At 69.2% G+C, this 12,300-nt stretch carries 12 protein-coding genes; 8 read left to right on the top strand and 4 right to left on the bottom strand.

The genetic code is table 11. The features are described from left to right. Window positions 1–9: 9 nt before the first annotated feature. From ACQ859_RS07000 to ACQ859_RS06990, 3 genes are all read left to right on the top strand, one after another. Window positions 10–651 (top strand): DUF4136 domain-containing protein, encoded by a 642-nt coding sequence (locus tag ACQ859_RS07000; protein WP_431265164.1) that lies wholly within the window; start codon window positions 10–12, stop codon window positions 649–651. A gap of 130 nt (window positions 652–781) precedes the next feature. Further along, window positions 782–2,155 (top strand): bifunctional UDP-N-acetylglucosamine diphosphorylase/glucosamine-1-phosphate N-acetyltransferase GlmU, encoded by a 1,374-nt coding sequence (gene glmU / locus ACQ859_RS06995; RefSeq protein WP_431265163.1) that lies wholly within the window; start codon window positions 782–784, stop codon window positions 2,153–2,155. A 280-nt stretch (window positions 2,156–2,435) separates the two neighbouring features. Then, window positions 2,436–2,825: a hypothetical protein gene (locus ACQ859_RS06990; protein WP_431265162.1), complete on the top strand. Its 390-nt coding sequence runs from the start codon at window positions 2,436–2,438 to the stop codon at window positions 2,823–2,825. A gap of 93 nt (window positions 2,826–2,918) precedes the next feature. Here the strand turns inward: ACQ859_RS06990 and ACQ859_RS06985 are convergent, their stop codons facing one another. After that, the gene (locus ACQ859_RS06985) at window positions 2,919–3,749 is read right to left on the bottom strand and encodes a transposase (RefSeq protein WP_431265161.1); all 831 of its coding nucleotides are present in this window, start codon (window positions 3,747–3,749) and stop codon (window positions 2,919–2,921) included. Between the two features lie 226 nt (window positions 3,750–3,975). Then, window positions 3,976–4,458: a thioredoxin family protein gene (locus ACQ859_RS06980; RefSeq protein ID WP_431265160.1), complete on the bottom strand. Its 483-nt coding sequence runs from the start codon at window positions 4,456–4,458 to the stop codon at window positions 3,976–3,978. Window positions 4,459–4,614: 156 nt separating this feature from the next. Between ACQ859_RS06980 and ACQ859_RS06975 the strand changes: the two genes are divergently transcribed. The 4 genes from ACQ859_RS06975 to ACQ859_RS06960 all read left to right on the top strand — a co-directional run bounded on the left by ACQ859_RS06975 (window position 4,615) and on the right by ACQ859_RS06960 (window position 8,014). Beyond that, the gene (locus ACQ859_RS06975; protein ID WP_431265159.1) at window positions 4,615–5,529 is read left to right on the top strand and encodes a DUF808 domain-containing protein; all 915 of its coding nucleotides are present in this window, start codon (window positions 4,615–4,617) and stop codon (window positions 5,527–5,529) included. 5 nt (window positions 5,530–5,534) lie between these two features. Continuing rightward, the gene (locus tag ACQ859_RS06970) at window positions 5,535–5,777 is read left to right on the top strand and encodes a hypothetical protein (protein ID WP_088405006.1); all 243 of its coding nucleotides are present in this window, start codon (window positions 5,535–5,537) and stop codon (window positions 5,775–5,777) included. 45 nt (window positions 5,778–5,822) lie between these two features. After that, on the top strand, window positions 5,823–6,434 hold the full coding sequence (locus ACQ859_RS06965; RefSeq protein WP_431265158.1) for a UPF0149 family protein: 612 nt from the start codon (window positions 5,823–5,825) through the stop codon (window positions 6,432–6,434). An 80-nt stretch (window positions 6,435–6,514) separates the two neighbouring features. Next, window positions 6,515–8,014 carry a M48 family metalloprotease gene (locus ACQ859_RS06960; protein WP_431265157.1) on the top strand — a complete coding sequence of 500 codons (1,500 nt, stop codon included), beginning with the start codon at window positions 6,515–6,517 and terminating at the stop codon, window positions 8,012–8,014. Here ACQ859_RS06960 and ACQ859_RS06955 read toward each other — a convergent pair. Further along, on the bottom strand, window positions 7,951–8,577 hold the full coding sequence (locus ACQ859_RS06955; RefSeq protein ID WP_431266480.1) for a S41 family peptidase: 627 nt from the start codon (window positions 8,575–8,577) through the stop codon (window positions 7,951–7,953). The two genes, ACQ859_RS06960 and ACQ859_RS06955, sit on opposite strands and share 64 nt — an antisense overlap. A 118-nt stretch (window positions 8,578–8,695) precedes the next feature. Between ACQ859_RS06955 and ACQ859_RS06950 the strand changes: the two genes are divergently transcribed. Beyond that, entirely contained in the window at window positions 8,696–9,337 is a 642-nt protein-coding gene (locus ACQ859_RS06950) for a hypothetical protein (protein WP_431265156.1), read from the top strand. 151 nt (window positions 9,338–9,488) lie between these two features. Here the strand turns inward: ACQ859_RS06950 and ACQ859_RS06945 are convergent, their stop codons facing one another. Then, the gene (locus ACQ859_RS06945; protein WP_431265155.1) at window positions 9,489–12,164 is read right to left on the bottom strand and encodes a prolyl oligopeptidase family serine peptidase; all 2,676 of its coding nucleotides are present in this window, start codon (window positions 12,162–12,164) and stop codon (window positions 9,489–9,491) included. Window positions 12,165–12,300: the final 136 nt, after the last annotated feature.

The following is a 12,300-nucleotide window of genomic DNA, read 5'->3' as shown; positions in this document are numbered from 1 at the left end:
GAGGTCTCCATGTTCACCTTGAATCGTCGAGTCGCCCTGCTGAGCCTGGGCGCGGTAGCCGCGCTGTCGCTCACCGGCTGCGCGGCCCTCAACACCGTCACTGCCGACGCCCAGACCTTCGGCAGCTGGCCGGCGGGTCGTCAGCCCGGCACCTTCGCCTTCGAGCGGCTGCCATCCCAGCAGCGCAACGAGGCCAACCAGGCCGCGCTCGAGGACGCCGCCCGCGGCGCGCTCCTCAAGGCCGGCTTCACCGAGTCCGCCGACCCGAAGTCGGCCGACGTCGTCGTGTCGCTGGGCGCGCGCGTCTCCCGCTCCGGCCCGGCGCCGTGGGACGACCCGCTGTGGTGGCGCTGGAACGGCAGCTACTGGGGCTGGCGCTATGGCCCGGCGTGGCGGCCGTACTACAGCCGCTGGGGCTACTCGTACCCGATGGATCCGATGATGGAGCGCCGCTACGACCGCGAGGTCGCCATGCTGCTGCGCGACCGCAAGACCAACGAGCCGCTGTACGAGGCGCGCGCCTCCAACGACGGCCTCACCGAGGGCGGCAAGGAGCTCTTCGGCGCGCTCTTCGAGGCCTCGCTGACCGACTTCCCGCAGACCCGCCCCGAGCCGCACCGCGTCAGCGTGCAGCTGACGCCGGCCAAGTAGGACGGCCTCCGCCCGCGGGCGCCGACCGGCACCCACAAGTGGCGACAACCGGTCACCGTGATGCCATGAAACGCGTCGCGGGCGACCCCGATAATCGCGGTCTCTCCACCAGGGAACCGCGATTTTTCTTATGTCGCTGAACATCGTCGTCATGGCCGCGGGCAAGGGCACCCGCATGAAGTCCAGCCTGCCCAAGGTGCTGCACAAGCTGGCCGGCCGCGCGCTGCTCCAGCACGTGCTCGGCAACACCGCCGCGCTGGACGCCCAGGCCCGCATCGTGATCACCGGCCACGGCGCCGACCAGGTCGAGGCGGCCGTCGGCGGCGAAGGCCTGCGCTTCGTGCGCCAGGAACCGCAGCTCGGCACCGGCCACGCGATCCAGCAGACGGTCCCGGCGCTGGTCGCCGGCGGCACCACGCTGATCCTGAGCGGCGACACGCCGCTGATCAGCACCGCGACCACGCGCGCGCTGGTCGAGGCCTGCGGCGGCGACAAGCTGGTGCTGCTGACCATCGAGTACGCCGACCCGACCGGCTACGGCCGCATCGTCCGCGAGGGCGAGCTGGTCAAGGCCATCGTCGAACACAAGGATGCCAGCGACGCGCAGCGCGGCATCCGCGAGTGCTACACCGGCATCATGGCCGCGCCGACCGAGGCGCTGAAGCGCTGGGTCGGCCAGCTCGACAACAACAACGCCCAGGGCGAGTACTACCTGACCGACATCGTCGCGATGGCCGTGGCCGAGGGCGTGGCCGTCGCCGGCGTGAAGACCCGCGACGAGACCGAGGTGCTGGGCGTGAACAGCCCGTCGCAGCTGGCGCAGCTGGAGCGCCGCTTCCAGCTCGTCCAGGCCGAGGCGCTGATGACGGCCGGTGTCCGTCTCGCCGACCCGTCGCGCTTCGACCTGCGCGGCACGCTGAGCTGCGGCAAGGACGTCGAGATCGACGTCAACTGTGTCTTCGAAGGCCAGGTGACGCTGGGCGACGGCGTGCGCGTCGGCGCCAACTGCGTGATCCGCAACGCGACGATCGCCGCCAACGCCCGCATCCATGAATTCACCCACATCGACGGCGAGGTCGCCGGCGCCAGCATCGGCGAGGGCGCGCTGATCGGCCCGTTCGCGCGGCTGCGTCCCGGTGCGCAACTGGGCGCCGAGGTCCACATCGGCAACTTCGTCGAGGTGAAGAACTCGACGCTGGCCAAGGGCGCCAAGGCCAACCACTTGGCCTACCTGGGCGACGCGACCGTCGGCGAGCGCGTCAACTACGGCGCCGGCAGTATCACGGCCAACTACGACGGCGCCAACAAGCACCGCACGACGATCGGCGCCGACGTGCACGTCGGCTCCAACTGCGTGCTGGTCGCACCGGTCACGCTGGGCGACGGCGCCACCATCGGCGGCGGATCGACCATCACCAAGGACGTCGAGCCTGGCGGCCTGGCTGTGGCGCGGGGCCGACAAACCGTGATTTCGGGCTGGAGCCGTCCCAAGAAGGCGAAGTGATTCACCCAAATCAGCGATGAAACGCCGTAAGCTCGGCTTGTTCGTGTCACGAAGTGTGACAAGTTCCCGGGTATCGGCGCTGCGGCGCCGAACTGGAGAGCGTTCCCCCCGAGCCGTGGGAGGCGCGTTTGCCGGTAGCTACCTAGGATCTGTGTCGTTGATTGGCTGAACCGCTGTTCCCCAGCTGAATCCTTATGGCGAACTCCAAGACTGCTTCTCCGCTGCTGCCCCAGGACGACGACATGCGCGCCGTCCCCCGGCGTCCGCCGCGCTGGACGCGTTGGCGGACCGCTCGGACGATCCGGCCGCCCAGGCGGCCCGGGCCGAGTCGCTGGAACAGCTGGCGATGTCGCATGCGATGTCGGATCAGGCGGCGGAAGCCTGCTTCTACCTGTGCCGCAGCCTGGGGCTGGCTCGCCAGCAGCGGGCGCCGGACGCCGAACCGGATCTGGAACTGCTGTTCCAGCTGCTGGGTGCGCTGGCGGATCTGCCGGCCGAGGTGTCGGCCCTGCCGATGCCGGAAGGCCAGGCCGACGGCCTGGGTGTCGCCGAACTCTGTCATCAGCTGAGCGCCGCTCGCGACATGACAACAGCCGCCTGGAACGAGGCGGCCGAGTCGGACGATTCGGTGGCGGCGTGCCCCGCAGCGCCGGCCAGAGCCTTGCACTGACGCCACGGCAGCGTTGAAAGGCTGCCAATCTAGGCGCAAAGCGGAGCCGTAGCAGCGCTACGGCGAGCATTTGCAACGACGAGTGGCTGCCTTTCAGCGCTGCCGTTCGTGGCCGGCGATGAGGCGGCTTACGCGGGAGACAGACAGTCCCAATTCGCGCGCGAGTTCGGTCATCGACTGACCGCCTTCGGTGTGCGCGCGATACAGCGCCTCTTCCCGGCTGCCGCTGGACTTGAGCCAATCCCCCCAACGGCGCGGACGCGGCGTGCGTGGCGGGTGTTCGCTCAGCCGGACGGTTCGCTGCACAAACGCCGCATCGCCCAGGAAGATCTGGTGCCTCAGCTGGCTCCAGATGTCCAGATCCGGCTCGGCCTCCACGATCGCCTGATACCGCTGCGCCGCCTTGCGGCGATCCGCCGCGTTCTGCGGCACTCGGCCCAGCACGTTGGTCCACAGCCCGTCGACCTCCAGCCATTCGGGCGCGGTCACCAGCCCGGCGTGCGCCTGGAGGCTGCTCCAACGCCAGGCTGTCGGCGACGACGCCAGCCCGGCACGCCGCCCGATCAGTTCCACATAGCGGCAGGCGTCGAGCAGCAGATGCTCGCGATCCACCAGCACCGCCTTGAACCGCCCCTGGAAGACGTGCCCGATCTGCCCATGCCGCCGGTTGTGCGCCTGGGTGTACACGCCGTTCAGATGGCGCATCAATCGGGAGAGGTTCGCCTGCCGCGTGAACAGCAGCAGTTCGTAGTGTTCGCGGCCCAGCCCGTAGGCGAGCACCTGGGCGTCGAATCGCTCCGCCGCCTGCTGGATCAGGCCGAGCATCGCCTGGCGATCCTCGTCGTCGGTGAAGACATGCGCGTCGCCGCGCGTCGCCACGTGGTAGACGGCGCCGGGGAATTCGATGCGAAGGGGCCTGGCCATGCCCAACAAATAGGCGATGGCCGCACAAAAGACAAGCGCCCGGCGCCGTATTCGGGCCGGGACGCAAGACTTGACCCCTGATCGCGGGGCCTGCGGGCATGCTGCAGTGCGGCAGGAGCTGCTGGTTCAGCCGTGGCGATAGCCGGAGCGCTATCGGGGGTCAGGACTCAACAGCAAAACCTGGAACCCGGAATCCCTGCCTATGCATGGATCCGGTGGTTCCGGTTCAGCTCTTGCCGAGCGACTCCAGCACCTTCAACACGGCGTCTTCGCCCATGTTGCGGGCGTCGGCGAGTTCGCCGCCCTTGGTCGTGCCCAGGACCTGGCCGTCGGTGCCGATCACCGCGACGGTCGGGATGCCCTTCTTCAGCGTGACGCCCATCTGGTTGGCGACGTCCACGTTCTTGTCGAAGCGGCCGACGTTGACCTTGACCGTCACGAAGCGCTTGTCGACGGCGGAACCGAGGTGGCCGTCGCCGAAGCCCTTGTTCAGCGCCAGGCAGTCCTTGCACCAGTTGGCGCCGTAGACCACCAGCACCTGCTTGCCGTCCTTGGCGGCACGGGCGACGGCATTGTTGATGTCGGCGCGGGCGTCGGCCTGCTCGTCGTAGGGACCGGGTCCCGAGGCGGCATCGGCGGCGTGGACCGAGGTCACGGACACCGCGGCGAGCGCGGCGGCGAACAGCAAGGAGGCGGTGCGGCGTTTCATGACGCCGGAGTGTGCCACCGGCGGCGATTCCGTGACGGCGACGGGGGGCGGCGGGAGTCGGGAAACCGCCCTGCGCGGCGCGAAAGGCGGACGGCTTGCGGTACAAAGGCGGGTTTCGCACAAATCATCACTTTCAGGGAACGGGATCCTTCCGCCATGGCCTCCAGCCTGCTCGCACTGCTCGACGACATCACCACGGTCCTGGACGACGTGGCCCTGCTCTCCAAGATGGCCGCCAAGAAGACGACGGGGGTCCTGGGCGACGACCTGGCGCTCAACGCGCAGCAGGTCACCGGCGTCAGCGCCGACCGCGAACTGCCGGTGGTCTGGGGCGTCTTCAAGGGCTCGATGGTCAACAAGGCCATCCTGGTCCCGGCCGCGCTGGCGATCAGCGCCTGGGCGCCCTGGCTGGTCACGCCGCTGCTGATGATCGGCGGCGCCTACCTCTGCTTCGAGGGGATGGAGAAGCTGGCCCACAAGTGGCTGCACACCGAAGCGGATGACGCCCATCAGGCGGCGCTGTCCGAGGCGGTCAAAAACCCGGCCATCGATCTCGCCGCGCTGGAGCGCGACAAGGTCAAGGGGGCGATCCGCACCGACTTCATCCTCTCCGCCGAGATCATCGCGATCACGCTGGGCACCGTGGCGGACGCGCCGTTCACCACCCGGCTGCTGGTGCTGTCCGGCATCGCCATCCTGATGACCATCGGCGTGTACGGCCTGGTCGCCGGCATCGTCAAGCTGGACGACGTCGGCCTCTGGCTGAGCCGCAAGGCCGCCGCCTGGAAGCAGGCTCTGGGTCGCGGCCTGCTGTGGCTGGCGCCCTGGCTCATGAAGGTCCTCGCGGTGGCGGGCACCGCGGCGATGTTCCTGGTCGGCGGCGGCATCCTGACGCACGGCGCGCCCTTCCTGCACCACGCCGTCCAGCATGTCGTCGAGGCGATGGGCGTGAGCGGCTTCGCACGCACGGCCGTCGAAGTGCTGGGCGACGCCGTCACCGGCCTGCTGGCGGGCGTCGTCCTGGTGGCGGTGGTGACCGGTATCCAGCGCCTGCGTCATCGCCGAGAATGAGGCCCATGAAGACGCATCACATCGAAGTCCAGAAGCTCAAGGGCGCCTCGAATTCCTCCACCAGCGGCCTGGTGACCTTCAAGCTGGACGCCCTGGTCAAGGAACGCGAGCCGGTCGACGGGATCGAGCCCAGCACGCTGCTGGTCATGACCGAGGCCAACGCCCGCGTGCTGATGGCGCTGCTCAAGACGCAGCTGACCGACATGGACGGACGCAAGCCCAAGAGCCGCCACGGCCGCCACGGCTGAACCCGCTGCACCCAACGACCCTCGCCCGACTCTCCAGGATCCGACATGGACTTTCCGCAGTACCAGCCCGACAAGGCCCTCTACACCCCGCTGACCGACGACGAGCTGTCGGACCTGGACGACTTCCTGTCCGAGCTGGACAACGACGCCGCGATGAACATCGAGGCGCTGGACGGCTACCTCAGCGCGCAGCTGCTGAGCCCGCTGCCGCTGAGCGGCAAGCCCGGCGCCGAATGGATGAGCCCGGTGTGGGGCGGCGGCGACCCGTTCACCAGCGGCAAGCAGCGCAAGAAGATCGCCCTGCTGCTGCTGCGCCACGTGCACAGCCTGTCGGTGCAGTGGACGTCCAAGCAGGACGAGTGGGAGCCCATCTTCAGCGTCGCCGAGGAAGGCGAACAGCAGTTGGTGGACGCCGAGGACTGGTGCACCGGCTTCATGATCGGCGTCGACCAGGACGGCGAGGCGTGGACGCCGCTGTTCGACCACGTCAAGACGGCCGCCGCGCTGGCCCCGATCGCGCTGCTGGGCGGCGACGAGAGCCAGCTCAGCGCCGAGGACCAGGAGAAGCTCACCGACCTGCACTGGCGCGACGCGCTCAGCCGCGAAGTGCCGGAAGGCGTGCTGACGCTATGGACGCTGCGTTCGCAGGCCGAGTGAACGCCTGAACGGCACGCTCGACTGACCACCGGCCCGGTCGAACGACCGGGCGTCCTTCCCCTCATCCATCGCTGGTTCCGATGAAGCGCAACTTCCCGATCGCGGTGCTGGCCACCGCCGCCTTGCTGACGATCGCCGGCTGCGGCACCAACGTCGTCAATCCCGTCACCGGCCGCACCGAACGCAGCGCGATGAGTCCGCAGCAGGAAGTCGCGACGGGCCGCCAGGCGCATCAGGACGTACTCAAGGAGTACTCGGTCGTCGACGACGCCAAGCTCCAGGCCTATGTCACCGCGCTGGGCAACAAGCTGGCGGCGCAGTCGCACCGGGCGGAACTCGAGTGGCACTTCACCGTGCTCGACAGCCCGGAGGTCAACGCCTTCGCGCTGCCCGGCGGGTATGTGTACGTGACGCGGGGCATCCTCGCGTACATGGAGAACGAGGCCGACCTCGCGGGCGTGATGGGGCACGAGATCGGCCACGTCACCGCGCGCCACGGTGCACAACGCGCGACGCGGCAGCAGAACGCCGGCATCGGCGTGCTGGCGGCGACGGTGCTCGGCGCGGTGCTGGAATCGCGCGGCGTCAGCGGCGCGACCGACATCGCGGGGCAGGTGTCGCAGAACGCCGCGGCGGGCTACGTCGCGTCGTACAGCCGCGAGCAGGAACTGCAGGCGGACCAGCTCGGCGCCGAGTACCTCTCGCGCAACCGCTACGACCCCAAGCACATGGTCGACGTGATCCAGGTGCTGAAGGACCAGGAGCAGTTCGCCGCCGACCAGGCCAGGGCGCAGGGCAGGCAGCCGCAGACCGGCAACAGCTGGCTGGCGTCGCACCCGAGCAATGAACAACGTCTGCAGCGCATCCGCGACGAGGCGGCGCAACTCACCGGCGGCCAGCCGGTCGACGAGAACCGTGCGGCCTTCCTGCAAGCCATCGACGGCATGGTCTTCGGCGACAGCCCGTCGCAGGGGCTGGTGCGCGGCCAGCAGTTCCTGCATCCGTCGCTGGACATCGCGCTGACGGCGCCCACCGGCTGGGCGCTGCAGAACGGCAGCGAGACGCTGACGGCGATGAGCCCGCAGCGCGACGCGGCGCTGATCCTGCAGCCGGTGCCGGAGAAGGCGGGGACCGTGCACGACGACATCCTGCGCCGCTGGGGCGCGGAGCAGGGCCGCACCGACGCGAAGACGATCAACGGCCTCAAGGCCACGCACTTCAGCGGCGTGCGCAAGAACGCGCAGGGCCAGCGCAGCAACGCCGAGCTCACGCTGATCACGAGCGCCAAGGGCGCGGTGTACGCGCTGGTCTATGCGTCCAAGGATGCGCAGACGCTGCAGGCGCGCCGCGGCGCGCTCACGCAGGCGGAGGAGAGCTTCCGCGCACTGACGGCCGACGACAGGAAGCTGGCCAGGCCGTGGAAGGTCGCACTGCGGCCCTACCCGGCCGGTGGCTTCGCCGAGATGGCGAAGACCTCGGTGATCACCGAGGCGCAGCTGAAGCTGCTCAACGGCCGTTACGGCGGCGAAGCGCTGCCCAAGGCGGGTGAGCGCGTGAAGACGGTCGTCGCGGCGCCCTGAGACGGCACGCAGCGAAGACGTCCCTCCGCCACCCGCATCGCGGTGCTCAGCACCGGATCGCGACCCGCGGCGACGTCTTCCGGGGTCCTGTCGACGGCGACGTCGGGCGTCAATCCGTCGGCGGGAGCGAGCCGCCCATCGGTCGTCATCACGTCATTGGCCGTGAACGAGGCGAACAGCCCACCCGGCAACGAGACGGCGGCGATGTTGCCGTAGGTGCCGAAGGTCTTGGCGCCGACGGTGCAGACCTGGGTGACCGACTGGAGCAGCAGCACGGAGTAGTTGCCCTGGCTCTGCGTCTCTTCGCCGATGAGCGCGATCACGCGGGCGGGCCAGTGCACGTCCGCGCGCCGCAAGATCGTCGGATGGATCTCGGCGCCTTCGCCAATGCCTGCGCGAGGCACCCAATGCATCGGGCCGATGGCAATCAGCCGCTGCTGCAGCCGTGCGGCGAGGTCCCACGCACCGCCTCGCGGATAACGACGCAGGTCGACGATCAGCACCTTCGCCTGGTGCAGCAACGGGTCGGCCGTCGCGAGATCCGCGATCGCCGAGAGGTCCAGATAGCCGACCGTCTTCGACAGCCGTCGCGCGGCGGGCCGTCGATCCTCCTCGGCAGGCGCCGCGGCCGGACGCTCGCCTTCCCCTGCGTGCGCGCATCCATCGCCCCATCAACCGGGCATGTCCATCGTCGAGCGCGGACAGCATGTGGCGCAGCACATCGACATAGCGATCTTTCGAGGTCGCCGCCGGCATCGCGTCGAGCGCCTCGTCGAACGCCATCTCCCACCGCGTCGCGGGGAACGACAACGGGCGCGACACCGCCTTCAGCGACGACCACAACTTGATCGCCGCCATCCAACGCCAGGCGAGCGGCGGCACCTCATCGAAGCGAGGGGAAGGCGGTTCGTCCGCAAAGGGATTGAGCCGCCCCTCGGCCCGCCACTCGACGACACCCCACGGCATGCGTCGCAACCACACGTCGACCGTCCTGGCCTGCATGGCAGCCTCCGGGAACGGAGCGAGCAGGACGCGCAAGGCGTCCTCGGCAAGCACCGGATCAGCAACGCAGAGGTCGTCGAGCGAGTCCACCATCCGGCGTTCCCAATCGATCTCCGGCGGCATCGCGGTCAGCCCGCGCCAGCGCGCCTGATGCCAGACCTCGGCGAGTTCACGGAGTCGTTGCGGTGCGCAGACCATCATCCCGGTCTCGGCTCCGGTACGGACTTCTGGTTGGGGCTCGGCATGGCCGGACGCCGGGCAGATGGCGAGCCAGGGCATCAGGCCGAGGGCGGCGACCGTCGTCACGTGGCGGAGATATGAGAAGCGCATCGGAGCCGCAATCAGTCCTCGAAGGCGCCGGACTATAGGAGATCCGAGCCCATGGAAAAGGCCCGCTGCCGAATGGCAAGCGGGCCTTTCCAGATGCAGCGCGCAGGCGACCGGTTCGCCGCGCGCTCGGTTCAGGCGGCGATCACTTCTGCTGCGCCGGCCCCAGATTGCGCAGCCAGAACTGCTCGTACTTGCGGTGCCAGCCGACGGCCTTCACCGCGCCGCCGAGGGCGTGCTCGCCGTCCGGATCCAGGAAGAGCTCGACCAGCCCTTCCTTGCCCGACTCCAGCAGCGCGCGGTACACGTTGACGGTGTCCTGGTAGAGGACGTTCGGGTCCTGCATCCCGTGCACCAGCAGCAGCGGCTTCCTGAGGTTCTTGGCCAGCGGCAGCAGCGAGTACTTGCGCAGCACGGGCTTGGTCCGGTCGACCTTGCCGATGGTGCGGCCGCTGTACCAGCTGTTGTAGTTCTCCCATTCCGTCGGACCCGCGCCCGCGATGCCGGCGGCGAACAGGTCGGGCCTGGTGTACATCGTGTACTGGGTCTGGAAGCCGCCGAAGCTCCAGCCGTTCAGGCCGATGCGCGCGCCGTCGACGCCGAGGTTGGCCTTCATGTAGGCGGCCAGGTCCTCGAGGTCCTCGGTCTGCGGCGCGCCCGGCTTCTCCCAGTTGGCGTCGGCGAACTTCTCGCCGTAGTTGGAGTGGCCGCGCGGGTCCACCGTCACCGTGACGTAGCCGTGCTTGGCCGCCATGTACATCGCGAAGACGTAGCCGGTCGGCTGGAAGCTGTCGGTCTCCACCGAGTGGCGGTCGTTGAGCGGACCGCCGTAGGTGTAGACGATCGCGGCGCGCTTGTCGCTCGGCGCCCAGCCCAGCGGCTTGAAGACGTAGGCCGGGATGGTGTCGCCGTGGCGGTTCTTGAAGCTGAAGCGCTCCGGACGCAGCACGTCGACCTGCGCCCAGGCGGGATCGTGGCTCTGCGTCAGCAGCTTGCCCGCTTCCGCGCCGGCCGCGGGCGCCTGGCCCTTCAGGAGCTTGAGCTCGGGACGCTCGGCCCAGTTGCCGGCCACCGCCGCGGCCCACTGCCCGTTGCGGGCCACGACCGCGTTGCGGTGGTAGTCCGGCGAGCGACCCAGCGCGGTCATGCGACCGTCCTTCAGGTCCACGCGCCAGACGTTCATCGCCGCGTAATCGTCCTTGTTGGCGACGACGAACATCGTCTTCGCATCCGGCGTGAGGCCCAGCACCTGGAAGGCTTCGAACTCACCGGTCAGCAGCGGCTTCACCGATCGGTCCGCGCCGGCCGCCAGGCTCATGGCGTAGGGCTGGCGCCAGCCGTTGTCGGCCAGGATCAGCACCAGCTGCTTCGAATCCGGCGTGAACGACGGCGTCATCACGTTGACCAGCTCGTGGTGGAGGGGCGCGCGGCGCTCCAGCACCATCTCCGGCTTCGCCTCGCCCGGCTTGCCCAGGTAGACGCGGAACTGGTCCTTCTCACGCTCGAAGGTCGTGAAGGCGTAGACGCTGCCGTCGCGTGCCCACACCACCGGCGAGATCTCGAACCAGCTGTCGCCGCCCGGATGCGTGAACACCGGCTGCGGCTGGCGCTCCGGCGCGGCGCCGGGCGCCGGCACCTTGCGGATGTAGATCGCCATCGACGGCACGCCGCGCTTGTCGTCGGAGACCTCGCGGTCGACCTTCTTCGCGGTCGCCCAGCGGTCGTTGAAATTCATGATCTCGACCTGCCGGCCCGGCTTGGGCAGCGGCTTGCCGTCCGCACCGACCAGCGGCGCGTTGGCCACCAGCGCCATCCAGCGGCCGTCCTCGCTCATCGCCGTCTGGGCGATCTTGAACTTGCGTTCCTCGTCGTCCGGATTGAACAGCTCGCGGTTGATCACCTCGATGCCGGCCGTGGCCAGGCGCACGCGCAGCACGCGCGTCTCGTCCTGGACGATCAGGAACTGGTCGTCCGGCGCGTAGGCCACCGGCTTGAGCGTGCGGCCGGTGGCGAGCAGCGGCTCGGCGCGCTCGCTGCCGGCCTTCCAGCGCAACAGCTGGCCGCGATAGGCCAGCACGAGTTCCTCGCCCTTGGAGGCCCACACGAACTGCGACACGCCGGGGTACAGGTCCTCGGGCTTGAGCTTCTCGCGCTCGCGCTTCTTCTTCAGCTCGTCGCGCAGTTCCCACAGCGCCATGTCCTTGGGATCCTTGGCGGGCTTCTTCGCCTCGGGCGCGGAGGCGCCGGAGGCCGGCGCGGCGGCCGCAACCGCGGCGTCGCCCCACGCGGCCTTCTCGGCGGCCTTGCGGGCGTCGTCACGGGCCTTGCGTTCGGCCAGTTCGACCTTCAGCGCCTCGATCGCCTTGCGCTCCCATTGCTCGAGGTCGACCGCCTCGCCGCGCAGGTAGGCGGCCTGCGCCTCCTCGCGCGTCTGGCGCTCGGCCGTCTCGTCGCGCTTCTGCTGGAGCTTCTTCGCATAGCGCTCCAGGTTCTCCGGCGTCTCCACCGCGGCCATCAGCGTCGGCGACGTCAGGCGCAGCGTCTTGCCCGTCTGCGTGTCATGCACGTAGAGGTCGCTGCCCGGCTCGCCGAACGGGTTCCACAGGTAGGCCACGTAACGTCCGCTCGCGCTGAACTTCGCGTCCTTGGCCGCCTCGCCGCGATAGGGCTCGGCGCGGAACAGCTGTTCCAGCGTCAACGGCCGGTTGGTCACGGCCACGGGTGTGGCGGCGGTGCTTGTCTGCGCCAGCGAACCTTCGCTCACGCCCAGTCCCGTCGCCAGGGTCGCCAGCGCCAGGGAAGTCAGGATCCATTGCTTCAATCGTTGCTCCACGCCCCGCAGGGTCGGCGGGGACGCGGGATTCTAGGGACGCGCCCAACAACTGCTTACCGCTCGGATGTCCACCGCATCCGTCAAGCGCGCGTTAACTGTCCATACTTTCCCTAGGCAGGCCCTT

Source organism: Roseateles chitinivorans, from assembly GCF_050632235.1.
GTDB lineage: Bacteria > Pseudomonadota > Gammaproteobacteria > Burkholderiales > Burkholderiaceae_C > Roseateles > Roseateles chitinivorans_A.
This window is presented reverse-complemented; position numbering and strand designations above follow the sequence as displayed.

Excerpts from the sequence above, each read along its gene's own strand:
- ACQ859_RS06985 (WP_431265161.1), bottom strand. The coding sequence starts at position 3,749 with ATGGCCAGGCCCCTTCGCATCGAATTCCCCGGCGCCGTCTACCACGTG.
- ACQ859_RS07000 (WP_431265164.1), top strand. The coding sequence starts at position 10 with ATGTTCACCTTGAATCGTCGAGTCGCCCTGCTGAGCCTGGGCGCGGTA.
- ACQ859_RS06975 (WP_431265159.1), top strand. The coding sequence starts at position 4,615 with ATGGCCTCCAGCCTGCTCGCACTGCTCGACGACATCACCACGGTCCTG.
- ACQ859_RS06970 (WP_088405006.1), top strand. The coding sequence starts at position 5,535 with ATGAAGACGCATCACATCGAAGTCCAGAAGCTCAAGGGCGCCTCGAAT.
- glmU (WP_431265163.1), top strand. The coding sequence starts at position 782 with ATGTCGCTGAACATCGTCGTCATGGCCGCGGGCAAGGGCACCCGCATG.
- ACQ859_RS06980 (WP_431265160.1), bottom strand. The coding sequence starts at position 4,458 with ATGAAACGCCGCACCGCCTCCTTGCTGTTCGCCGCCGCGCTCGCCGCG.
- ACQ859_RS06965 (WP_431265158.1), top strand. The coding sequence starts at position 5,823 with ATGGACTTTCCGCAGTACCAGCCCGACAAGGCCCTCTACACCCCGCTG.
- ACQ859_RS06960 (WP_431265157.1), top strand. The coding sequence starts at position 6,515 with ATGAAGCGCAACTTCCCGATCGCGGTGCTGGCCACCGCCGCCTTGCTG.
- ACQ859_RS06950 (WP_431265156.1), top strand. The coding sequence starts at position 8,696 with ATGTCCATCGTCGAGCGCGGACAGCATGTGGCGCAGCACATCGACATA.